This is a genomic window from Serratia sp. NPDC078593 (assembly GCF_050268245.1).
GTDB lineage: Bacteria > Pseudomonadota > Gammaproteobacteria > Enterobacterales > Enterobacteriaceae > JBNNGK01.
Map to the genome: position 1 here is coordinate 21,967 of NZ_JBNNGK010000021.1, position 24,700 is coordinate 46,666.

19 protein-coding genes are annotated in these 24,700 nt (G+C 41.9%); 4 read left to right on the top strand and 15 right to left on the bottom strand.

Translation table 11 applies throughout. The annotated features are described in order from the left end of the window. Nucleotides 1-23 precede the first annotated feature (23 nt). Entirely contained in the window at nt 24-1,430 is a 1,407-nt protein-coding gene (gndA, locus tag ACQKDS_RS18010; protein ID WP_399673163.1) for an NADP-dependent phosphogluconate dehydrogenase, read from the bottom strand. 369 nt (nt 1,431-1,799) lie between these two features. Between gndA and ACQKDS_RS18015 the strand changes: the two genes are divergently transcribed. The 4 genes from ACQKDS_RS18015 to ACQKDS_RS18030 are packed head-to-tail and all read left to right on the top strand — an operon-like array spanning nt 1,800 to nt 6,309. Continuing rightward, complete coding sequence (locus tag ACQKDS_RS18015) at nt 1,800-2,732, top strand: glycosyltransferase family 2 protein (RefSeq protein WP_399673165.1); 933 nt, start codon at nt 1,800-1,802, stop codon at nt 2,730-2,732. Beyond that, on the top strand, nt 2,729-3,574 hold the full coding sequence (locus ACQKDS_RS18020) for a glycosyltransferase (RefSeq protein ID WP_399673168.1): 846 nt from the start codon (nt 2,729-2,731) through the stop codon (nt 3,572-3,574). Before ACQKDS_RS18015 ends, ACQKDS_RS18020 begins: the two co-directional genes overlap by 4 nt. 1 nt (nt 3,575) lies before the next feature. Next, complete coding sequence (locus ACQKDS_RS18025; protein WP_399673171.1) at nt 3,576-5,054, top strand: O-antigen polymerase; 1,479 nt, start codon at nt 3,576-3,578, stop codon at nt 5,052-5,054. 4 nt (nt 5,055-5,058) lie between these two features. Then, nucleotides 5,059-6,309: an oligosaccharide flippase family protein gene (locus tag ACQKDS_RS18030; RefSeq protein ID WP_399673173.1), complete on the top strand. Its 1,251-nt coding sequence runs from the start codon at nt 5,059-5,061 to the stop codon at nt 6,307-6,309. A 67-nt stretch (nt 6,310-6,376) separates the two neighbouring features. Here the strand turns inward: ACQKDS_RS18030 and rfbD are convergent, their stop codons facing one another. From rfbD to ACQKDS_RS18100, 14 genes are all read right to left on the bottom strand, one after another. After that, nucleotides 6,377-7,234, bottom strand: coding sequence for a dTDP-4-dehydrorhamnose reductase (gene rfbD, locus ACQKDS_RS18035; protein WP_399673176.1), 858 nt, complete (start codon nt 7,232-7,234; stop codon nt 6,377-6,379). Then, on the bottom strand, nt 7,231-7,767 hold the full coding sequence (gene rfbC / locus ACQKDS_RS18040; RefSeq protein WP_399673179.1) for a dTDP-4-dehydrorhamnose 3,5-epimerase: 537 nt from the start codon (nt 7,765-7,767) through the stop codon (nt 7,231-7,233). The genes rfbD and rfbC overlap by 4 nt, the downstream gene beginning before the upstream one ends. Nucleotide 7,768: 1 nt before the next feature. Then, nucleotides 7,769-8,638, bottom strand: coding sequence for a glucose-1-phosphate thymidylyltransferase RfbA (gene rfbA / locus ACQKDS_RS18045; protein ID WP_399673182.1), 870 nt, complete (start codon nt 8,636-8,638; stop codon nt 7,769-7,771). Nucleotides 8,639-8,658: 20 nt separating this feature from the next. Beyond that, the gene (gene rfbB, locus ACQKDS_RS18050; protein WP_399673185.1) at nt 8,659-9,723 is read right to left on the bottom strand and encodes a dTDP-glucose 4,6-dehydratase; all 1,065 of its coding nucleotides are present in this window, start codon (nt 9,721-9,723) and stop codon (nt 8,659-8,661) included. Nucleotides 9,724-10,450: 727 nt separating this feature from the next. Further along, complete coding sequence (locus ACQKDS_RS18055; RefSeq protein ID WP_399673188.1) at nt 10,451-11,296, bottom strand: glycosyltransferase family 2 protein; 846 nt, start codon at nt 11,294-11,296, stop codon at nt 10,451-10,453. A gap of 77 nt (nt 11,297-11,373) precedes the next feature. After that, on the bottom strand, nt 11,374-12,555 hold the full coding sequence (locus tag ACQKDS_RS18060; RefSeq protein ID WP_399673192.1) for a polysaccharide pyruvyl transferase family protein: 1,182 nt from the start codon (nt 12,553-12,555) through the stop codon (nt 11,374-11,376). Nucleotides 12,556-12,561: 6 nt separating this feature from the next. Further along, the gene (locus ACQKDS_RS18065) at nt 12,562-13,878 is read right to left on the bottom strand and encodes a flippase (protein ID WP_399673195.1); all 1,317 of its coding nucleotides are present in this window, start codon (nt 13,876-13,878) and stop codon (nt 12,562-12,564) included. A 112-nt stretch (nt 13,879-13,990) separates the two neighbouring features. Continuing rightward, nucleotides 13,991-15,355: a cellulase family glycosylhydrolase gene (locus ACQKDS_RS18070; protein ID WP_399673197.1), complete on the bottom strand. Its 1,365-nt coding sequence runs from the start codon at nt 15,353-15,355 to the stop codon at nt 13,991-13,993. Between the two features lie 98 nt (nt 15,356-15,453). Further along, complete coding sequence (locus ACQKDS_RS18075) at nt 15,454-16,590, bottom strand: glycosyltransferase family 4 protein (RefSeq protein WP_399673200.1); 1,137 nt, start codon at nt 16,588-16,590, stop codon at nt 15,454-15,456. 235 nt (nt 16,591-16,825) lie between these two features. After that, complete coding sequence (locus tag ACQKDS_RS18080; protein WP_399673203.1) at nt 16,826-17,962, bottom strand: polysaccharide export protein; 1,137 nt, start codon at nt 17,960-17,962, stop codon at nt 16,826-16,828. A gap of 899 nt (nt 17,963-18,861) precedes the next feature. After that, nucleotides 18,862-20,232, bottom strand: a complete 1,371-nt coding sequence (cpsG, locus tag ACQKDS_RS18085) for a phosphomannomutase CpsG (RefSeq protein ID WP_399673234.1) — start codon at nt 20,230-20,232, stop codon at nt 18,862-18,864. Nucleotides 20,233-20,234: 2 nt separating this feature from the next. Continuing rightward, nucleotides 20,235-21,653 (bottom strand): mannose-1-phosphate guanylyltransferase/mannose-6-phosphate isomerase, encoded by a 1,419-nt coding sequence (locus ACQKDS_RS18090; protein WP_399673206.1) that lies wholly within the window; start codon nt 21,651-21,653, stop codon nt 20,235-20,237. A 294-nt stretch (nt 21,654-21,947) separates the two neighbouring features. Then, complete coding sequence (locus ACQKDS_RS18095) at nt 21,948-23,327, bottom strand: TolC family outer membrane protein (protein ID WP_399673209.1); 1,380 nt, start codon at nt 23,325-23,327, stop codon at nt 21,948-21,950. 2 nt (nt 23,328-23,329) lie between these two features. Next, nucleotides 23,330-24,661 carry an HlyD family type I secretion periplasmic adaptor subunit gene (locus tag ACQKDS_RS18100; RefSeq protein ID WP_399673211.1) on the bottom strand — a complete coding sequence of 444 codons (1,332 nt, stop codon included), beginning with the start codon at nt 24,659-24,661 and terminating at the stop codon, nt 23,330-23,332. Between the last annotated feature and the right edge of the window lie 39 nt (nt 24,662-24,700).

A 24,700-nucleotide genomic window follows, 5' to 3' on the forward strand; every position in this document is an offset into this window, starting at 1 on the left:
CATGTTAAAACTCAGGTTTTAGGTTATTCCATCCACTCAGTATGGAACACGCCATCTTTATCGATGCGTTTATAGGTGTGCGCACCGAAGTAATCGCGCTGTGCCTGAATCAGGTTAGCTGGCAGCACCGCTGAACGGTAGCTGTCGTAGTAGGCAATAGCCGCAGAGAAAGTCGGCGTTGGAATGCCGTTCTGAACAGCATAAGAAACGACATCGCGCAAAGCTTGTTGATACTCATCAGCAATTTGCTTGAAGTAAGGCGCCAGCAATAGATTAGCGATGTCAGCATTTTCAGCATAGGCATCGGTAATTTTCTGCAAGAACTGGGCGCGAATGATGCAACCTGCGCGGAAGATTTTAGCAATCTCACCATAATTCAGATCCCAGTTGTTTTCTTTAGACGCAGCTTTCAATTGAGAGAAGCCTTGCGCATAAGAAACAATTTTGCCCAAATAAAGCGCGCGACGCACTTTTTCGATAAATTCTGCTTTATCGCCGGTAAATGCTGCAACTTTTGGCCCAGTGAGTACTTTAGATGCCGCAACACGTTGGTCTTTCAAGGAGGACAGATAACGCGCGAACACGGATTCGGTAATCAGCGACAACGGCTCACCGAGATCCAACGAGCTTTGGCTCGTCCACTTACCCGTGCCTTTGTTCGCCGCTTCATCCAGAATCACATCAACTAAGTATTTACCTTCTTCATCTTTTTTAGTGAAGATGTCTTTGGTGATGTCGATCAGATAGCTGTTAAGCTCACCTTTGTTCCATTCGGCAAAGGTCGATGCCAATTCTTCGTTATTCAGATTCAACGCTTGTTTCAGCAGAGAGTAAGCTTCTGCAATCAGCTGCATATCACCGTATTCGATGCCATTGTGAACCATTTTCACGTAATGACCGGCGCCGTCCGCACCAATATAAGTCACGCAAGGCTCGCCTTCAGCTACCGCTGCAATTTTCTGCAAGATGGGCGCAACCAGCTCATAGGCTTCTTTCTGGCCACCAGGCATAATCGATGGCCCTTTCAGCGCGCCCTCCTCACCGCCGGAAACACCGGTGCCGATGAAGTTGAAACCCTGGTCTGACAATTCGCGGTTACGGCGAATTGTATCTTGGTAGTAGGTGTTGCCACCGTCAATCAGAATGTCGCCTTTATCCAGATGCGGAGTCAGGGAAGCGATGGTTTTGTCTGTGGCTTCGCCTGCTTTTACCATCAGCAAAATGCGACGTGGCTTCTCTAAGGACTCAACAAACTCTTCAACGGTGTAGAATGGCGCCAGATTTTTACCTGGGTTTTCAGCAATGACTTCATCAGTCTTGTCGCCCGAACGGTTAAAAATGGAAACCGTGTAACCGCGGCTTTCGATGTTAAGTGCCAGATTGCGGCCCATTACCGCCATGCCGACAACGCCGATTTGTTGCTTGGACATTGAAGAACTCCTGTCTGAGGATGACCCCTGCTAACTGCTCTCGGCTAACAGGTTTTGTGATGTGGCACACATGTTAACTCAGGTTTGAGGCTGGTGGGTAGTGATTGGTGCGATAGGCCATACGACAAGCCGCCAATTTAACCTTTCTTCCTATAATGTCGTAGCGATGGAGAGCAGAAAAAGTTAATAAAATTAAATTTCAATTGGTTGTCCACTTTTAACGCATCACAACTTAATTAGAGTTTTCCTGTTTGCGTGATTTACGTTGGCTGTTAGAATTGTCAGCTTGATTAATGCAGAGGGTTCTTCTTTATTGAAAGATGCAAACCGCCGAAAGTGCATTAATACCGCATTCTAATGGAGAGCGTAGTGTCTGAGCATCAAGCTATCGGTTCTGCTTCAGCCGAGCCCGTCGTGTCGTCAGTGGATGATAAAATCGCTGCGGTGATTGTTTCGTACCATCCTGACTTGGATAATCTGAAAACCTTAATCCAAGAGTTGAATCGCCAGCACGTACCTAGCGTGCTCGTCGATAACGGTTCATTATCACCTGCGGTTGTCGATGAATTGAAACAAATAGCGACCGTAATTCGCCTGGATGATAATGTAGGCATCGCCAAAGCTCAAAATATTGGTATTGAACAGGCATCTGCAAGCTATCAAGCTGAATTGCTAGTGTTCTTTGACCAAGACAGTCATGTAGAGGCAACGTTTATTTCAGGTTTGTTAAATGATTATCATCTCGTTGCTGCAACAAATAAGGTCGCAGCTATTGGGCCTATCTTTACAGATTCTCGTTATGGATTTTATTACCCATTAATAAAAGTGAACAAATGGGGCTGGCGTACCAAAATCAAACCCCAATTTCAACAACATCCTTTTGAAGTCAGTATGATTATCTCTTCAGGTTCGCTTATACCAGCTGCCGTGCTGAAAGATGTAGGTGTTATGAACGAAACTCTGTTTATTGATTATGTCGATACAGAGTGGTGCTTACGCGCGGTCGGGAAGGGTTATAAAATTTTTGCCGCGACGTCGGCAAAAATGTCTCATGCAATCGGTGACCGAGCGATTAAAGTATTGGCATGGCATGTACCGATGCACTCAGCTTTCCGCAGGTATTATCGTTTGCGTAACGGTATATATTTACTACGGATGCCTCACGTACCTCTTTTGGTAAAAATGCGCGAGAACCTCTTTAATACACTTCATCAGATATTGCTAATAGTTACACAGCCGAACAAAAAAACGCATCTAACCACTTGGTATCGTGCGCTTAAAGATGGAATTAGTTTAAAATGAATGCCGTAGAATCAAAACAGCAAGTCATCGCTTCTATCGTTTTATATAAACATAGTAAAGAAGAGATCATGCCAACTTTGGACTCTCTTTTAGCTGAAGACTTAGTTGAAACTATTGTTCTTGTGGACAATGCTGATTGCAAGTGGGCAAATAAATTAGATAATCCGCGTATTACCTATATCAAATCCGACCGAAACCAAGGATTCGGTCACGGACATAATCAAGCGATGGCCCGTTATCTCGATAAGTGCAGATACTTTATTATCTGTAATCCAGATATCGAATTCGAGCTAGGGACAGTAAAAACACTCTTTGATTTTGCTGAACGAGGTAACCATCGTTTTATCGCTCCTCGCATTATTTACCCGAACGGTGATGAACAGCGAGTTTGCCGACTATTGCCTACACCAGCACATTTATTCTTGCGCAGGTTTATGCCATTTTTTTCGCGGTTCCTTGATAAAAACTACGAGTTGCAGTTTGCGGATTATAATAAAAACTTTTTTGCGCCAGCCATTTCTGGTTGTTTTATGTTTGTTGAATCCACCCTTCTGAAAAAAATTAAAGGGTTCGACCCGAGATACTTTATGTATTTGGAAGACGTCGATCTATGCCGAAAAGTGCTTCGCTATGAAATACCTATATTTTGCTCAGAAGCCACGGTAACGCATGCATTCGCCAAAGGTTCGTACAAAAGCTTTAAACTAATGCGTTACCATGTCAGTTCAGCCATAAGCTATTTCAATAAATGGGGCTGGTTCTTCGATTTGGAACGCCGTAGCTTCAATAAAAAATGCATAAATGAATTATCCAAGATCACAAAGCATAGCGAGGAGAAATGAAATGAAAAATGGAATATTGGGAAAACATTCCCCAGGTCTACTAGGGTTAATAGGGTTAATTTTCATATTAATACTCCCTGTCAACTGGGTTAGTAAAGGCTTTGCTATTGCCGCAATTGCCAACTTTGTCGTTTTTACTTACTTATTTAGAAACTTTTACAACCCTGCATCAATTTTCATGAGCATGTTTTTATTCATGATTGGTTGTAGCCAAGCAAAACTTACAGCAATTGAACAAAATGATTTCAGTTACGACACTTGGCTCGCTATCTCAGCTGTCATTATTACTTTCTACACAGTTTGCATCGGGTTTATCTTATCAAATAAAAAAAAGAACATTACTAAAAATAAACATGGTAACTACGAAATATCATCACGGACTCTATTTGCCTCAAATATAATAGGTATTATTGTTGAGATTGCTTTATACTGTTATGCATTTAATAAAATAGGTAGCATTCCTTTATTTAATGATAATGCACGAGCTAATATCATGCCAAATGTAATAAGCAATTACTTAATGAACATACTCGTCATGCCTATATATCTAATTATCTTTAATTCTATTTATGTTACGCATACAAAAAAATATGGTTATATGATATTTAGTACTATTTTTCTGCTTATGCTAGTTCTTCTTGGCGGTAGAACAAACATATTCATCCCTATATTTACCAGCTTATTCTATATAACAATTTATTTTTATTTTAATAAAAATGATAGAAGAAGTACCTTCATCACTGGTTTTCTAATTTTTTCTTCTGTTGCATTTTTAATGACAACAATACCATTGATACGCGCACAAATTTATACTCAAGATAAGTATTATGCCGTAACAAACGACTCTAAGGTAGAAAGTGGTGCAGATTATTATTCTGATATATATAGCACCCCACAGCCAATCTCGCAGGATTTAACCCCTGACTCCATAAATTCGTCTTCATACGAAGAATTTAAACCAACGATGGAACTCCCCCCACAGTTGATGCCTATATGGGTTAATTTGAGCACAGAACTTCATGCTTTCAACAATATGGTCATCTACTTCAATAAAACAAATGATTTTAGAGACGGGAGGGTTTTACTTACAGGAACATTCCACTTCATAACAAAACACTTCTTACCTGATGAAACATTAGATTTATCAAAGATGGATACGTACAACTGGGTTAATATTTTAAGCTTCATGCAAAAGCCATATATGGACTTTGGTTCTTACGGCCTAATTGGTTTTATGTTATTCTTTACTTCGTTAAGTATGTTTCTCTATTATAGACTTCAGAGGAAAAAAGATACTTTAAGCATGATCTTATATAGCTATATTGGAATGGTAACTCTTTTCATGATTTGTGATAACCAATTTTATAACTCTACCATTATTGTTAACATCACTTTACTACTATTATTCAAATGGTTTATGAAAAAAGACTGGTTATCATTAATATCAAAGCCTATAAAAAAGTCGCGCGTGGATATTTAGTCTTATGATTAAATATCTCAATCAACCGCTTGTAAAGAACTATGTTTCTTTGTTGTTAGTGCAAGGTGGGAATTTCATATTCCCACTACTCGTATTCCCGATTATTGGGCGAAATATTGGAGTAAGCGAGTTTGGTAATATTCTTTTCTGTTACATGGTTGCCTTCTACTTCTCTATCTTCGTCGATTATGGCTTTAATTTTTCGGCAGTAAGAACAGTTTCAAAAATGACCAACCATAGCCAGATAGGTAAAACTTTTTACAACATCACCTTCTCCAAGATGATATTAGCCATTACAACACTCTTAATGCTATTACTGATGACCCTTTTTTGGGAAAAATTGGCTAAGCTCAGTGATTACATGATCATATCATCCCTTTTGATTTTTGCGTCCATGATATCACCTTATTGGCTATTACAGGGGGTGGGGAAAATGGCTGCAGGAGCGATGATAACGCTCTGTGCACGGCTAGTTACACTTGCAGCTTTCTTATTATTTCCTATTACCAGCGTAAGTGCAGCTTTGTTACTATCCCTCCCTAATTTCCTTGCCGCTATCTTTATGCTTTACTGGGTAATAAAAAGATACAATATAGGCTTACCTTTTTATTCTAATTCGGACGTATTTGCTAACTTAAAGGAAGGCTGGCCAATCTTCATAGCAAATTCAATTACTATGGTCTATTCTGCCAGTAACACAATATTGTTGGGCCTAATGTCCGGACCAGTCATCGCCGGGCTTTATGGTGCGGCTGAGCGACTAGTGCGTTCAGGTTTGGCCGTCATGGCACCACTCTGCCAAGCTGCTTATCCAATAATTTGCAGCTACGGATCGAAAGAAACCGCCAAACGCAATAAAATCATTAAATTGGTTTTGGCACTAAGCCTTGCATTTGGTATCGGCGCCTTCTTGACTTTAAATATTTTCTCATCGCAAATCATAATCTTACTTTTTGGTGAGAAGTTCATAGAGTCCGCGCCAATATTGGCGATCCTTTCAGCAATGTTATTGATTATTCCACCTGCAATTGTACTGGCCCAACTCTACTTGCTAGCCAATAGCCACGACAGAGTATTGCAGAAAATATATCTGCTCTGCTCGGCCACCCACTGCCTTCACATATATATTATGATCAAATTATTTGGTGCCTTCGGCGCATCATACTCACTTCTGATTACCGAACTATTGGCGACGGTATTGATCGTAGGTATGTCTTTGAAAATTTTCAGGCATGAGAAAATACGCGAGCAATAATCACAAAAAAGCATGCCATTTCAGGCATGCTTTTTTATACAATAACCTCAGTACGATGCTACTAACCTTAGCGTAATACAGGCATAATATTATCTAATGCTCGAAGCCAATCAGAAGGTTTAACCTGATTGGCCATAATCTTACCGCAGTTTAAACTAGAGTACTTTGGACGCTTAGCGGGGGTCGGATACTGTTCGGTGCTAATGCCATTGATTATCGGTGACTTATCCAAAATCCCCGTTTTGATGGCGGAAGAAAAAATTGCCTCGGCAAATTCACTCCATGCGACTTCTTTATCGCCACAGAAATGATAAATCCCTCCTTTAGCGCCTTTTTGCAACAAATCAATAATCGCTTGAGCAATATCACCTGCATAAGTAGGACAACCACGCTGGTCAGCAACAATACCCAGCACATCACGTTCTTTTGCTAACCTTAGCATGGTTTTTACGAAATTATTACCATGTTCACTGAATACCCAAGCGGTCCGAATAATAATGGCCTCAGGTTGCGCATTCATCACGGCAATTTCACCGTCAAGCTTGGTCTTACCATAGACCCCTAATGGATTGGTTTTATCATTTTCGCTGTAAGGAACACGCCCGTCGCCATCGAAAACATAATCAGTGGAGACATGAACCAGACGACAGCCGGTATCCTTCGCTACCATCGCCAAGTTTTTGGGGCCCTGCTCATTAATTGATTTAGCCAATTCTTGTTCAGTTTCAGCCTTGTCTACCGCAGTATACGCGGCAGCATTCACAATGACGTCAGGCTTGAAATCAGCAACTGTGCTCCTAATGTTATCTAATAAGGTAATGTCAAGGAGTTCACTATCGGTAGCCAAAACGACCCAGCCTGCTGGTAAACGATCTTGAAAGCAATTACCCAGTTGCCCTTTTGAGCCCGTCAATAAAACTCTCATAGCGCCAACTCCGCCAGTAATTTTCCTAACTTATCTTTTTCAGATAATAAAGGTTCAGTTACCGGCCACTCGATACCGACTGCCGGGTCATTCCACAACAGGCATCCCTCGTGAGCTGGATTATAATAATCCGTACATTTATATTCAAAATCAGCAATATCCGATAGAACAACAAACCCGTGGGCCAGACCTGGCGGAACCCAAAACTGGGTTTTATTTTCTTCAGAAAGTAGCACGCCTTGCCAGGCACCATAGGTTGGTGAATCAGGCCGGATATCTACAGCCACGTCAAAAACTTCACCGCGCACGACGCGTACTAACTTGCCCTGAGGATTTTTTCTCTGAAAATGCAACCCACGCAACACACCTTTAGAGGAGCGCGAATGGTTATCTTGTACAAAATCCAAATCAATATTCAGCATTTCCTTATAACGTTTATTCTCAAACGTTTCCAGGAAGAAACCGCGTGCGTCGCCAAAGACTTTCGGCTGAATGATTTTTACGCCGTCAATCTTAGTGTCAGTGACTTGCATTTTATTTCTCTCCGATCAAATGTGACAAATATTGACCATAGAGGGTTTTACTGAGCAGTTTTGCTTCAGCTTCGACCTCTTCACGCGTTAACCAACCGTTACGGAAAGCAATCTCCTCAAGACAGGCAATTTTAAAGCCTTGACGCTTTTCTATGGTATGCACAAACTGGGAAGCCTCAACGAGGCTATCGTGCGTGCCGGTATCTAACCATGCAAATCCACGGCCAAGTAACTCAACATTGAGGTTACCTTTATCCAAATACATTTGATTTAGCGTAGTAATCTCAAGTTCACCGCGTGCTGATGGCTTAACTTGCTTCGCCATCTCAACGACATCTCGATCATAGAAATATAGGCCGGTTACTGCCCAGTTTGACTTCGGTACCAGCGGTTTCTCTTCTAATGAAAGAGCACGGAACTTATCATCGAACTCCACTACACCAAAACGTTCCGGATCCATAACCTGATAGCCAAAGACTGTCGCGCCTTGGTTACGTTCAGCTACGGACTCCAGTTTTTTAGCAAAGCTTTGACCAAAGAAGATATTATCACCCAGCACTAGCGCACAACTATCTCCATTAATGAACTCTTCACCTATCAAAAATGCTTGGGCCAAACCATCGGGGCTAGGCTGAATTTCATAGCTCAATGAAATACCAAATCGGCTTCCATCCCCTAACAAACGCTGGAACGAAGGCATGTCTTCTGGCGTCGAAATAATAAGAATATCGCGGATACCTGCCAGCATCAGTACTGACAAAGGATAATAAACCATCGGCTTATCATAGACTGGCAACAGCTGCTTTGAGATACCACGCGTAATTGGATATAAACGTGTGCCTGAACCACCCGCCAATACAATACCTTTCATGACCGACTCCTAAAAATTAATTAACGGCTTAGGCCTAAACGTTCACCTGCATATGAGCCATCTTTGACTCGGCTCCACCAAGCTTCGTTCGCCAAGTACCATTCTACAGTCTTACGAATCCCGCTTTCGAAAGTCTCAAGCGGTTTCCAACCGAGTTCTACATCAATTTTTGAAGCATCGATCGCATAGCGCATGTCATGCCCAGGACGATCGCTCACAAAAGTGATCAGCTCTTCGTAGTTTTTAATATTATTGGGTTTAGTTGGTGCAAGCTCATCCAAAAGACAACAAATCGTTTGTACAACTTCGATATTTTTACGTTCGTTATGCCCACCGATATTATATGTTTCGCCTACAGTGCCTTCAGTCACCACTTTATATAAGGCACGTGCATGATCTTCTACATATAACCAGTCACGAATCTGCGCACCGTTACCGTAAACCGGCAAAGCTTTCCCTTCTAACGCGTTGAGAATGGTCAGCGGTATCAGTTTCTCAGGAAAATGATAAGGACCATAATTATTAGAACAGTTCGTGACAATCGTCGGCAAACCATAGGTTCTCAGCCATGCGCGAACCAAATGGTCACTTGCTGCTTTAGACGCTGAGTATGGACTGCTTGGGGCATACGGTGTTGTTTCCGTGAATAAATCATCCGTTCCATGCAGATCGCCATAAACTTCATCAGTGGAGATATGATGAAAACGAAAAGCGTGCTTTTCTTGCTCAGTCAGCGCTAACCAATATTTACGCGCCACTTCAAGGAGGGTGTAGGTACCAACAATATTAGTTTCAATGAACGCCGATGGACCATCAATTGAACGATCTACATGGCTTTCCGCTGCAAGGTGCATTACTGCATCAGGCTTGAATGCGGTAAAAACGCGTTCAAGTTCACTACCGTTACAGATATCCACTTGTTCAAAAGTAAAGCGCTCACTGCCGGCAATTTCCTTTAAAGAATCAAGGTTCCCAGCATATGTCAGACTATCCAAGACTAAAATCTGATCGCGAGTATCACTGATAATATGTCGAGCAACAGCCGAGCCAATGAAACCGGCACCGCCGGTAACTATAATTTTCATAAACCCCTCTATACAACACTATGCGACCTGAATCAGGTCGCGTATTTTACATACTTGCTACAACCGTATTCATCTGCAAGAAAACGATAGTCGTATTTTCACATAACGTATATCTAATAATTTCTGTATGTTACGCGAAATATCATAGGCTCGCCATGACCAATGATGTTTTCATCAAGAGCATTACTTGCGATAACCGTTTGGATTCTTGCTTTGCCAGTTCCAAGTATCACGCATCATTTTTTCGATGCCACGATGTGTGGTCCAGCCAATCACTTTTTTGCAAGCTAGGCTACTGCCAAGAATGCCGGCAAATCGGCTCTTCTGCGTGGCCGTAACTGGTAAGTAATGGTGCCCCCCGATACCTATCCGACCGTTATAAGTATCTCAAGCACCGAATAGCCCTCCCTGCCCCCGGATTATAAGCTTTAAATCCCTTAGGCTCTTTTAAATGATCCACAGCCATCAGCCAAATGCATGGTATGAGTGTAATCACGCCCCCATATGTCATGTTCAGTTGGATAGCCACCGCCAAATGCCACTAATTTAATAGCCCTTCCATTAACTCCCACTGTGTCGCGTATGTTTAGCTAATTAATTCCAAGTTGCACGCTGAAATCACAAAAGGGGTACCCTGCTCAAAGATATCAAGTACGAAAAAACATGCCTAGCATAGTTTTACAGCAAGCCATGTCGATTGGCAGGATAGGATAAGGCAGCGAGCATATTAACGCGGGCGACACCTCGGATGCATGCCATAACAATAGGCATTCAAAATCGCGTAAAAACCGGCAAAATCACCACCGAATAGACTCATCAATAGCTTCTTAAATAAATGCACATGCATTCTGAGGGTCGGATATCGTCTGGTACTAATGGCAACATCAATCAACCTTTCTTTCTTTCTAAAAGCGGATTCCTCTCCCTCCACACGAGAAAGTGAGTGAAGAATATTACTTTTAGTTCTTATTTTAAAGCTTTCACCTTGTTTATCTAATTTATACATCCGTCTAAACAAGCTAACATCAACACCATATAAGGCAAAATTTTCGTCAAAAAGAGTGATTTTATGTTTATTGAAAATATCCACCATGCTGCGCTTAATGATCAGACCCGAGCCTATAGAAAAAGTTCCTTGAGTCTTCAAGAAACCATCGAAGGAAACAACCTCCCCCGAAGAAATAGGATAATAGGTTACTTGATCTGTTCTGGATATAATTTTTGGCAATTCAATATCATAATCGTCATCATCCAGCGCCTTAATAAATGAGTCTGTAATAGTTGAATCATCATCAAGAATCACATACTTATCGGCATCAGCATAACCAGCGATAAATTCATTATACAATATACTCAATGGTGAATTAGAAAGGTTGTTAACAACCTTTACACCCATGAATTTTTCTTGGAGTTCACTCTCTATAGTTTTATCCAAGGCCACTTCCTTTGGCCCATTATTATAAATAACTAAAACAGAGTTTTTAAGAACATATTTCGAAAGAGTATTAATTGTAGTCGATTCGGAAACTTTTTTATTATAAACAACAATTACAATTGCGTTATATTTATCCACACCTTATCCTATAATTTAAAAGTTAAAATTAGCATTTCACTCACTCGTTAAAAATCAGAGCGGCTAGATAATGATAATTAAAGGATTGAGGCAACTTCATCTATACTCTTAAAGATGATCTCCTGTGCCTTTTCCACAGCAAGGCTCAATTCTTCCCGTTGTTTTTCAGTGGTTAGAGTAATTGTGGATGAAATTTCGCGAACGGTAATAGGTGAATAATACGGTGCAACACTCCAAGTTTCCAAAAACGACACTAGTTTTTCTATTTCATTATTTATGCAAAAATGGGGGATACCAAATGACATCGCAGTAATAACGCCATGTAGACTGGTACCATAAAAACCATTGGATTTCGCAATGACGTACATAATTTCCCAAACATTCAACTCATTCAGTAATAAAGGAGATGAAGTAGAGCAATTTTTTACCTTTTCAAGGAATACGACATCGTCATGACCACTTGCATAACCAATAGGCAGTAACACTGTATCCAGGCCAAAATCACGCTTAACAAGGCTTAGTTCATCTGCCAGCTCTTTTGGACTAAACTGTACTTTATAAGGACAAGCCTGTACCGAAATATAACGCTTACCTTCCAATTGATGTATTAATTCTTTACGAATTTTTTTTTCAAAAAAATTGTCATCAACAAGTGCTGACATCATTAATACAGAGTCAGGTATTAAATGTGTATTACATATCTTCGAGACTGCATTGAAAGTTCGTTGATCTCGGACAGAAATATAATCGGCCTGACTAATAGTTTTTCGCTGTGAGGCATTAGGCACAGCCCCAACGGTATTATAAACAACCTTAACATTGTTCTTGAATGCTTCTTTATTAGGAATATACGGATAATCCCAGATAGAGTCATATTTTCTTTTGGCAATCGCCTTCAAAAGGCTGGGAGAAAATCTACGAATAAATCTCAGTGCTTTCACCGCCAAGGGGTTATCTTGTACGTGGATATATAAGATACCGATATCAGCACCAAGAACCTCGCCTCCCACGACAATTACCGTCGAATCATCCTTGATGTTTAACAGATCTTTCATTGCAATCGTAGGTTTACAGTCATAATGTGTAAGATCGCTATTTTTAATCGAAGAGAAAACAAACTCTATATCTTTAATCTTATCTGGGTGTTTTTGAGTTAAATACATCTCCAACAGGATCGGCATTAAATTATCACCGTAATTGTATCGATCAAATGCACCGTATAACACAACCTGACGTTGTTCAGAAGAATGAGTTTCCATTTATAACTACCTTGAAATAGTGTTTTTAATTCTTAAAATTGCACTCGGGATCCATAATGCTCGAGTTTTCTGCCAGAACGCAACTCTCGTCTTTGGACTCAAAATATCAAATAGATAAGCTGCACAGCCATAAGCAATTAATGTTGCATAAGCAGAACCTTCAGCACCATAGATTGGGATCAGTAAATAATTTAGCAATATACCTATAGCTAATCCCAACACATTTCTATTCAGAGCATATTTTTGCAACCCTTCGTTGATATACCATCGCCCACTAGCAGAGCTCAGAAAATAAAATACGCTCACCCAAGCATATATCTTTATTAGGCGTGATGCCTCAAAATACTGTTCACCATAGAAGAAAGCAATAATGTAATCCGACAATAAAGTAACAATAATCGCTAAAACGACACCGGTAGCAACCATCAGGTCATATAAAAATTGCATTTTTTTATTGTAACTTTTTTCACACTTTTCCTTTTCTTTTATTATTTTAGGAAATAGAGAGGAAACTATAGCAACGGGAAAGAAATACCAAACCTCTGTCATTTTAACCGCAACTGAGTATATACCCACTGAGGTATTATTAATCATATTTCCGATCATTATTTGATCAACGCGCATATATAACATGAGCGCCAATCCTGAAATGATGAGTGGCCAACTTTGCGAAAGCAATCGTCCAATCTCTTGTCGCTCAACACACCATGCGTAATTCTTAGTTTTACGCCGATAAAGATAGATCAAAATAATGGCTACAAGCAACGCCTCCAAACTTACCGTCGCCGCAATCGCGACATAGGAGCCCCCCTGAAGCATGATCAACATTTTAATGCCCGCACTGATAAGGAATGCGACATTCTGTGCAATTACGGTGTATTTTGCTGCTATAATTGACTCAAACCAATACTTAATAATATCGCTTGATCTGAATAAAATAGATGGCAGCATTACAAGCGTTATGAGTAAAATATCCCATTCACCGGGCCTTAGTAATATAGTACTTAGCACAACCAACAATGCAGCTAGAAAACTTCCAGATACTTGAAGAAGAAAGGAGGTTCCCATAATTCTGTCAGTAGATTCTGAATTACGCACTAGCTCTCTGACGACAACACCATTCATCCCCAATGACGCAACTGAGGTATAAATTGCGATCATTGCCATGGCATAGTTGAATATGCCAAACTTATCGGGTCCCATGTACCTGGCTAACCAAACATTAAGAATAAAACCCAACCCCATTCGTAATATGCTATCCCCCGAAAGCCATAGCATATTCAATATCGAGTTATTTTTAGAAGCTCGAGAAAGCATCCCCATATTTAATCTATCACCTAATAAAAAAATAAAACCATCATAATATTAATGATGAATAAAAAATTCAAAAGCGGTTTTAGCCCCTTCTACTAATTAGCTCTACACATCAAACGTTTTATTGGGTGCCTTTAATATCTTTCTGACTTATAGGTTTATCGGAGAAAACCAGAATCGGCGTTCCCCCCTTCAATACATAATCATTGGCATTCATTTCCTCTATAGGATGAATCGCCGTATTACGATTTTCCGTACCTATAAATCGCTTCAGCAACGATTTTATCACGCCATCATCGCTTTTGGCTTGAGTAACCGCCGTTTTTTTCCAATATATCATCGCATGGTTATTCATTGAATCAGTCAAAGTGATACTGATAACGTCCTCAGAAGAGGTATTATAGTTACTTACTTTATAACTTGTTACAACACGAGCTATTTTTCCAAACGCCAACGCAGCTGATTTCGGTTCTTCCTTTCTATTATAAAAACCAAAACGATGCTCGTTTATCCTTGGATTGTCACCATCATCAATTAAATCATACCACCAAACACCGCGAATATAATCACGAGACTTGGCCAGCATGGTATATTTCACCGCGTATTGCGCGGCTTCATCATCCGTCATTCCACCAACACCATTATATGTTGGCACGCCGATTTCAGTGATATACATGGGAACGGTTCTATTACTAAATTTTTTAACCCTTGCCTCAAATTTATCTATCGCGGCTAGATTATCTTCAGGATTACGTAGGGTTAAATCATTATCTTTATAAGAGTAAGGGTGTAATGATATACCATCAATACTATCAAGAATTCCAAGTTTCATAAGGCTATCAAACCAATGAAGGCCTTTAGGCGTTAACGGATTTAAAGAGCCAGCCATAATAATAGCATTAGGATCTGCACGTTTAACCGCTTCAGATGTTTTCTTGACTAAAAGTGCATAAACCTCCGGGGAAGGAACAGTTTCTTTATTGCGGATTCCTGTTCTCACCGTCCATTCATTCCAAACTTCGTAGTATTTTACTTTCCCATTAAAACGACGCGCAGTCCAATAAGCATACTTAGCAAAAGCATCAATAGCTTCTGGCGTTCTAGGATAACCACCATCCGCAGTGTAACCCGCTCGCCCATTACCATTACCAAGAACAAGCAAGCCATCCAAGTTATATTTTGACTTTCCATTCTGATAGGCTTTATCTTCTTTAAGAGTATCGCCCATCACACTGAATTTTCCAGGTTCCGGTTCAATCATCCCCCATAGAAACCCATCTCTATATGAAGTAAAACCGGCTTTCTCAATAAGCGACAGATAATTATTGGTTGGTTTAGGATATTTTCTTAAATGAACGTTGATACCTACTTCAAAATCTTGAGCATACGATAAACAACTCGTCACCAGCAACCCAGCAGTTAATAAAGTTTTAGATAAGGACGATAACAGAGGTTTTTTTTTTCGCTTACCGATACGGATTTTCATAGAAACCTCCCGTTTTCAACAAGAAAATGAACGCAATAAGCTCAACCAAAACACAATTTAAACGATATAACATGTTACACAACTGGTACTAAACGTATTTAACCTTGGTAAATTTTTTGATAGGAATCTGCTAACACCATGACATCAAATGGGTTCTTTGCGGGCAATAATGGTTCTTGCTTTTTAAGTTCGCGAACTCGCTCTAACGTAAATTCGTCCAATTCAAACACATTCTCGTAAAAATCTGCAATCTCTTTGATACCGCCGGAAAACGATGTAAAAACATATTTACCTGCTGATGCCCCTTCGGCTACTACCCGCCCAAAAGGCTCATTCCATTTAATCGGGAGTAAGAGCATATCTATACTCGCCAAGAATTCATCAGCAGGGACAAAACCTACGAGGTTTACACCCGCCTGTTTTGCCATATCCTTAAGTTTTTCACCCTCATGGGTATTGGCTAACCGCCCCGCGGCAAAATAGACTACGTCTTTAGCATGCGTGGTACTCTTGGCAATTTCACAAAACTCTGCAAACCCTTTATCCGCTGTCAGACGACCAATAAATCCAATGCGGATAACCTCCGCGGGGATGTTAGCAACCACGTAACTTTTTATCGGATTATATATATGCGAGTGTACCGAACTCGGTGCATAGCCATTAGAACGATGAAGCTCAGATATATATTTACTAATACCAACAAAAGAATCAACATTCTTACTTTTCCACCGTTTTATCGCAGACAGCATCCTCAATTTATTCGAAGAAACATCCATATTCATGCCTTCTTTAAATAAAGTGCAATTATGGTGAAACAAATAATAATCACGTGTCGTATGCACTAACCGAATATTCTTTTTCTTTACTGCATCCCATACTGAAACAGAGAAACCACTTACATTATTTGTATGTACAACATCAGGTTTAAAATCGTCAATTTCCTTTTCTAAAGGTTTTTTCATTAAAGGATTATAACTATCAATAAGATGCCAGATGATCTTTTGAAACTTACCTTTTTTCACATCAGAAAAAGGCCAGTATAGATTCTTAAGGTGTAAATATACGACCTCAACACCATTTATTATGGTTTGTTTTCTCTCTTTTTCATCATGAAGACAAACAACGCGAACTTGATGCCCACTAGTGACAAGCCTTTCAGCGAGTAATTGAACTGAGACTTCTGCGCCACCGACTTTGAAAGGGGCATATAGTGTGTTAACAATCAATATATTCATAATGCCTGTTTACCCTATGAGGCTATAACACAATAGGCTAGCAAAAGCACATATAGTCGCTATTTGATTTTTTTAAGAAGGTTCGATACATAATAATTTAATATTTTTATGACTATTAAATTATTAGTAATGTAGATATGATTCAACGTGTATAAACAGCCGAGCAGAACTTAAAAGTTCTGCCCGCCCCTAATGCTAGATAAATTTTACCAGCCGTTTCAATAATTAAAACCTACTACGGCCAATTACGAATACGCAATGAACCTTCTGTCAAATTATTGAAGCTGTCAATGGTTGGCGCAAGCTGAAGAATCAAACGGTTCCAGCGAGCAACAGGAGCCGCGGTAACATAGACGACATCATACGGTTGAAGCTGGAACTCTGCCCCCATAACCAATGCAGTCGCATCAGACATATCAAGTTGATAAATATCTGCAAGCTTACTACCTTGGGTACCATGCAACGGCCTTATGACAAATATGCCAGTTGCATCGGCTGCAGTTTGAGAAATCCCCTGGCTACTGCCTAACGCTTCGGTCAGCGTCATCCCGCTGCGATCCATCTTTAAGGTTGCTGGTGACTTAACTTCACCCATAACAAAAACCTTAAGATCATCGTTACGTGGTATATAAAGAATATCACCAGGATATAGCAGGCGATTCTGAGTCAGATCACCATTTTGCATCAGTTTTTGCAGCGAAATACGCTGCTCCTGACCATTATGCGTAAGCACAATATTACGCCAGTCCGCATTTTCCGTAAGCCCACCAGCAGCATTGATCGCATCCATAACAGTTAATGGCACGTTAGTAATAGGCTGCTGCCCTGACTTAACTATTTCGCCAGTAACATACGCCTTTTGCGACCGAAATGCAGCAATGCTCACATCGACCTGTGGACTCTCAATATATTTAACCAAGCGGCGGGAAATTTCAGTACGAACTTGAGTTACCGTCTTGCCAACAACTTTTACCTGACCAATATAAGGATAAAAAATAGTGCCATCAGAATGAACCCAGTTGCCAGTATCGCTAGCGCTACGATATTGTCCGGCTGGCGTTGTCAACTCAGGGTGATCCCAAATCGTAACATTCAGCACATCACCAACACCAATACGGTACTCATATTTTTGTAACGCCGCATCCAGTTGGTTGTTAGGTTGAGCTACTACTTTTGGCGGACGCAGTCTATCCAGCAACTTTGGCGTCATTGGATAAACATTAACCAACTTATCAATATTGAAGTCCGCATCATCCTGCTTCACCACATCTTTTCCCGATGTTGAAAGATGAGAGCCTGGAAACACCGTACAACCACTTAGAATGCTGAGTGATATCAAAAGAGATACCATTTTCAACTGTTTTCTTTTCATCAAGTTATCATCACTTTCAAAGTCAATGTATTTGTAAAGCGGCAGCGTGACTAGCCACTATCTCCTTACGCCATATCGCAGTCAATGTGGCAGATTGCCTTCCCATCAGAAAGTGGGATACGGCGGTGACTTGCTCCATCTATTTTCTACATCAGTTTTGCCTGGAGACAACGCTTTAGCAACCAAGTACTGAGTGCCTATACGTTACAATGCTGCTACTGACATCGTTCGCCCATTTATGAATTGACACTTTCTCTAACCTCAAAGCCATTTTGGGTCAACATCAACACATTATATTATGCGAAAATGCAGCATCTTACCTAATGCGTGCGATGATATTGGCATAATATTCCATGCGGGTATAGTGACTTACGTGAAAAGTGTCAGACAGGACAATATCCATTGTCAATGAGGCTATGTAGGCCTCAAACAATGCAATAGCGATGTTCACGCACGCTACCGCCCTTGGCTTTTAGGCTACCAACGTGCACCTATCTACATTTACAAGGTGCCTATAAGCACCAAGCTCGACTGTTAACTGGCTTCACCTACGTTAGTTACGTGAGTCACTAAAATGCCGTCCTAAGAGAACAGTGCAAGTTTTTAACAATATGTGTCACAGATTTTTATACTATTGGTAGAGTGATACAAGTCAAACGTGGTAATACAATGGCCTTTTAGGATTAAGACTACCGAATATGCTCTTATAGCCAAGTACCGATGCTTAAGTTCGCAACCAGAACAAGAAAGGCCAGCATTGAGTGGGCTAAATGTAATACAACGCCAATTCAAAAATATTCGTCAGTATCAAAGCTGATCCTCCCCCAGTTATTTGCAGCCTCAATGAACTAGTGAGATATTAACGAGCCAGAGACTCCCCTGTAACTGGCCCGATAGACTTACACTTGCTTTAACAGGTTGAGTATCTCCGTGGTTTTTTCATTCATCAACTCTGGTTTTCCCCGCGACTCCACATTAAGCCGTACAACTGGTTCAGTATTGGAAGTACGCAAATTGAACCGCCAATCAGGGAATGCCATACTGATCCCATCGGTATAATCCGCCTCAGCGCCTAAGGCAAGATAGTGTTGCTTCACGAACTCAATAGCTACCATCGGTTGTGTCAATATGATGTTGATTTCTCCCGAGGAGGGATAGGCCGCAATACGATCACGAACCAACTCTCCTAAGGAGTTACCTTTCACGCAAATCAGCTCAGCCACCAATAGCCAGGGAATCATGCCACTATCGCAATAGGCAAAATCACGAAAATAGTGATGGGCACTCATTTCCCCACCATAAATGGCATCCTCTGCACGCATACGCTCTTTAATAAATGCGTGACCGGTTTTAGACATTACCGGTTTGCCGCCGGACGCGGTCACTACATCAACGGTGTTCCAGCTAAGCCGAGGGTCGTGAATGATTTTTGCACCAGGTTGCTTCTGCAAAAATGCCTCCGCCAACAGACCGACAATATAGTAGCCTTCAATAAATTCACCACGCTCATCAAACAAGAAGCAACGGTCAAAATCACCATCAAAGGCAATTCCCATATCTGCTTTATGCTCACGCACCGCATTGGCGGTATCAGCACGACAATCTGGCAAAAGTGGGTTAGGAATACCGTTCGGAAATGTGCCATCCGGCTTATGATGCACCTTAATGAACTCAAGAGGAGCATCCTGAGCTTTCAACTGAGCCTCAATGGCGTCAATCACATGCCCCGCGGCACCATTACCCGAGTTAATTACCAACTTCAGCGGCGTAAAATTATTGATGGTTATATATGAAAGAATATGCTGTACATACTCAGCGAGCACATCTTTGCGAATGTAATTGCCACGAACAGAAGCCACTGGCGCAAACAAGTTGTTTTCAGCCAACTCTTGGATATCGCGTAATCCTGTATCACCGCTAATGGGGCGAGAATCTTCGCGAACAAGTTTCATACCATTATAATCAATAGGGTTATGACTGGCAGTCACTTCTACCCCACCATCAGCCTGCAAATAGGATGTGGCAAAATAGACTTCTTCGGTGCCCGTCATACCTATATCAATTACGTCCGTACCCGCGTCTTGCAATCCTTTCGCCAACGCCAGTTTCAAGCTTTCGCTAGTCAGCCGCACATCACTCCCCAACACGATTGTCTTGGGTTTTAGAAATTCGCCATAAGCACGGCCAATACGATAAGCTACATCGTCATTTAACTCAGTACCCAGTTTCCCACGTACGTCATATGCCTTAAAACACGTCAACTTATCCACCATCAAATCCGTCCATACCGGTCATGCAATCGTTCAATATCATCTTCTTCAAGATAAGAGCCAGACCTAACTTCAATCATCTCCAGATCTATCTTTCCGGGGTTTTCTAATGTATGCACACTCCCCGCAGGTATGAAAGTTGACTGGTTTTCGGAGAGGTAAAACTCACGTTCATCAACGTTGACCTTGGCCGTCCCTCTAACAACAACCCAATGTTCGGCACGATGCACATGACGCTGTACCGATAATCCTTGGCCAGGACGGACGATAATTTTTTTAACTTGATAACGAGGGCCACTATCAACATCTGAAATATTGCCCCATGGTCGATAAGAGGAAGAATGCTGACGGAAATGGTGAAGATTACGCAACTTCAACTCATTAACCACTTTCTTAACATCCTGTACTTTATCTTTCGTTGAGATCAATAGAGCATCATTCGTATTGATCACGATCAGATTATCTAAACCAATGGTGGCAACCAGAGCAGAATGGGAGGAAATGTAATTGTTGCTAGAGTCGATCGAGATGATTTCTCCCCTGTAAACGTTGCCAAGATGATCTTTTTCAGAGACATCCCAAAGTGAAGACCAGGATCCAACATCACTCCAGCCAGCGTCGATCGGAATAACAACCGCATCCTGGGTCTTTTCCATTACGGCATAATCAATGGAATCACTAGGGCAATCTTTGAACGTATCTTGCTCAACCCTGATAAAGTTCATATCACGCTTACTTTCTGTGACAGACTGGTAAGTGGCAGCAAAAATTTCAGGACTGAAGCGTTTCAGCTCCGACAAAAACTTAGCGGTCTTAAACATAAACATGCCGCTATTCCAGCTGTACTCACTCGACTCGAGATATTCAACGGCTTTATCAAGGCTTGGTTTTTCAACAAAAGAATCGACTTTGAAGCAATCATCGGATAGGGCGGCACCCCGTTTGATATATCCATACCCCGTTTCTGGATGCTGCGGAATAATGCCGAACGTAACCAACTGTTCCTGCGCTGCGAATTGCATGGCGCTAGTGATCGCGTCATGAAAGTTATCCACTTTCTTAATGAGATGATCTGCAGCCAACACCAGCAGCATGCTGCCAGGCTCCTCCTCGGCGGCTAAATGTGCGGCGAGGGCTACAGCTGGTGCCGTATTACGCCCTACAGGCTCAAGAATGATATTGGTGGCGAGTTGATCGATCTCACGTAGTTGCTCGGCAACCAGAAAACGATGATTTTCATTGCAAATCACCAAAGGCGCAGCAATACCCTTCAAACCAGCCAAGCGCTGTAACGTTTGCTGCAGCAAGCTTAACCCACTATCATCAATAGATAAAAACTGCTTGGGAAAAGACTCACGTGACATAGGCCAAAGACGACTGCCTGTTCCGCCAGCCATAATCACAGGAATTAGCTTAGGCATTAAATTACCCTTTGTACTGAGTTGTTCATTCTATAAACATGAGATCTCATTGTATTGTCATAAAAATCTCAAGTAAAAACCTTATAAATCAAGTTGATAATTAACCTGTTCCATAACTCCAGTTGCTCCATGCTTCCTCGATTTCAGAAAAAAACTAACAATCTGTAAAGATTACGGAAAATGTGTAACTTACATAAGCTTTCTAACATAACGTATTGAACGTCAAAAGAGCAGCGAACTGCTGCTCTTTCAGATTAATACTCAGGGAGTAGGGAAGTGTCGATGATTTAATGTTCATCTCAAAGAGGTAAAGTACTGTGCAACTCGCTTCACGTCATTTTCATCCAGAGTACCCGAATCACTTAGCAACGAAATCCAGGATTTGATGTAGGTATATTTAGCCGAAGCCAAGTCACGCTGCGCACTGTAAAGCTGCTGTTCCGCATTCAGCACATCAACGTTAACACGCTGTCCGGCAAGCACACTTTTGCGCGTGGCTTCTACCTGAGTGGTCGCCGATTTAACCGCTAATTCATAGGCCGCAAGTTTAGCACGGCTACTCACACATAGATTAAACTGTTTGCGCAACTCATTAATTGTAGAACCAACCTGCGCATCCATCTCATACATCGCTTGCCCGTAGCGCGCAGCAGCTTGTCGAGTTGAAGCTGCTACACCACCGCCTGAATATATCGGCATACTAACCTGCACTCCGATGCTGTCAGTACGGTACTTCTGGTTGACAGTGTTATCACTGCTAGAATCGTTTTCTGAATGGCTTGCATAAAGTTGCACCTGAGGCATGAAACCGGCGCGATTACGTTCTACATCATACTTTGCCGCATCAACACCGTGGCGCGAGGCCGCAAGTTCAGGATTATTTTTTATGGCGATTTTTTGCCATTCCTCGAACTTGGAAGGGATGAGTGGTACAACCTCAAATTTACCCGGTCGCAAAATCTGTAACTCATCAAACTGATTTAGCGGCATACCGATGATCACTTCCAGCTCACGCTGTGCTGCATCTAAGGTATCGCGCGCCTCTATTTCTTGCGCTTCAGCTAAGCTATAACGAGCCTGGGTTTCTGAGAGATCGGTCACCGTACCTTCTCCAGCGGCTAGTAAACGATCGTTTAACGCTAGCTGCTCCTTATAGGCCGTTTTTTGTGCCTGTGCTAATGCAATCTGATCTTTAGCATAGGCCACTTCAACATAAGCACCCACTACCCGCACAGCTAAATCCATAAACTTGGCACGATAACGCTCATCAGACATCAGCGTTTGCGCCACGCCCGCTTTATAACGGGCATAGGCGGCATAATCAAACAATGGCTGAGTCAACGTCACAGAGCCGGAATAACTCCGATACTGCTGACTATTGGTTGTTTGGATGGTTTCGCCAGTGAAGATATTGCTTTGCGGCTGCTTTACCGTTTGCCAGTTTTTCGGCGCATTTTGATAGCTAAGCGCGACTTTGGGCAGCAATCCTGCACGACCAATATTCTTATTTTCATCACCGGCTTCTTTTTCTTTTAACGCCGCCTGAAAGGTGGGGTCTTTATCCAGTGCAAGCGAGTATGCGTCCAAAATACCTATCGAATAAACCGGCGCAGACACCGCAAACATAAGGGAGCTGACCACCAGGCCAGCAGCCCGCCGCTTAAATCGATTCAAAATTATTCCTCTGCCAATGAAGTATAAGCGCGATCCAAAATAGGTTTAAAGAGATAACTCAACAGCGAACGCGAACCGGTTTTGACGAACACCTCAACCGGCATGCCAGGCTTGATTTCTTCCGCATTGAGCATTTTCATGCCTTCGGGAGAGACTGTAACCTGCATTTGAAAATAAGGTTCACCGTTGGCTTTATCCACCAAGCGGTCAGCGGAAATCAGCGTCACTGTGCCCGCAACTTTTGGGGTTTTATTTTGATTGAAAGCCGTAAACATCAGATCAACAGGTAACCCCTGATAAACTTTATCAATCAAATCGACTCTTAGACGCGCATCCACCACTAACGTAGCCTGACTTGGTACCACGTCCATCAGGTGGTCACCCGCTCCCACGACGCCCCCTTGAGTAAAAATGCTCAACCCCACTACGCTACCATCGACCGGTGACGTGATGGCGGTATTGCCAAGATCGAAATTGGCCATTTCCAATTTGTTTCTAAACTCACTTGCGTCCATCTGCGTTTGCGCCAGTTGGGTTCTTACCTCGCGTTGATAATCGGCAAAACGTTGATCAATTCTCTGTTGCGATTCCAATAACTGCTTTTGTAATTGACCAATGCGCCCGACCGTTTCATCAATGCTGCCATTAACCTCAGCAAACTGACGCTGAACCTCCAAATAACGGTTACGCGGCAAATATCCCTCCGCAGCCAATTGCTTCATGCTGTTCATTTGCTCACGCAGACTAGAAAGCTGGATGCGCTTGTTGGCTTTAGAGTCTTGCAGACCTTTTAACTGAAAGCGCATCCCCTCCATCGATTGCTTATAACCATCAATTTCACTTTGCAAGCCAAGACGCCTCGATGAGAACAACTGATTTTGTAACGCAATAATTTCCGCCACACGAGGCTGAGTCTGAACTTGTTCTAAAACCGGGGAGAAAGCAATAGCACTGAGACCATCTCGCTCCGCCAGCAACCGTCCTTCGGTCGCCAGCGTGGTATAATATTGGTCACGCAGGGAATCCACCTGAGCCTGGGCTTGAACCTGGCTCAGTTGTACCAGCACCTCACCTGCTTTTACTTTGTCCCCTTCTTTTACCAAAATATTTTTGATTATGCCGCTGGCAGGTGCCTGCACAGTTTTACGGTTCCCGGAAACGATCACCGACCCCTGAGATGCCACGCCTTTATCTAATGGTGCAAAAGCAGCCCAGGCAAAGAAACCAAACAACCCAATACCAACGACCAACCATCCCATACGGGTAAAACGCTTTTCATCCTGTGGAATCTGCTGTGAATACGAGTCTTGCGGCTCGCCAATCTGCATAGACATACCAACTCCTTTAACTGCGGGCGGCCATCGCAGTGCCGC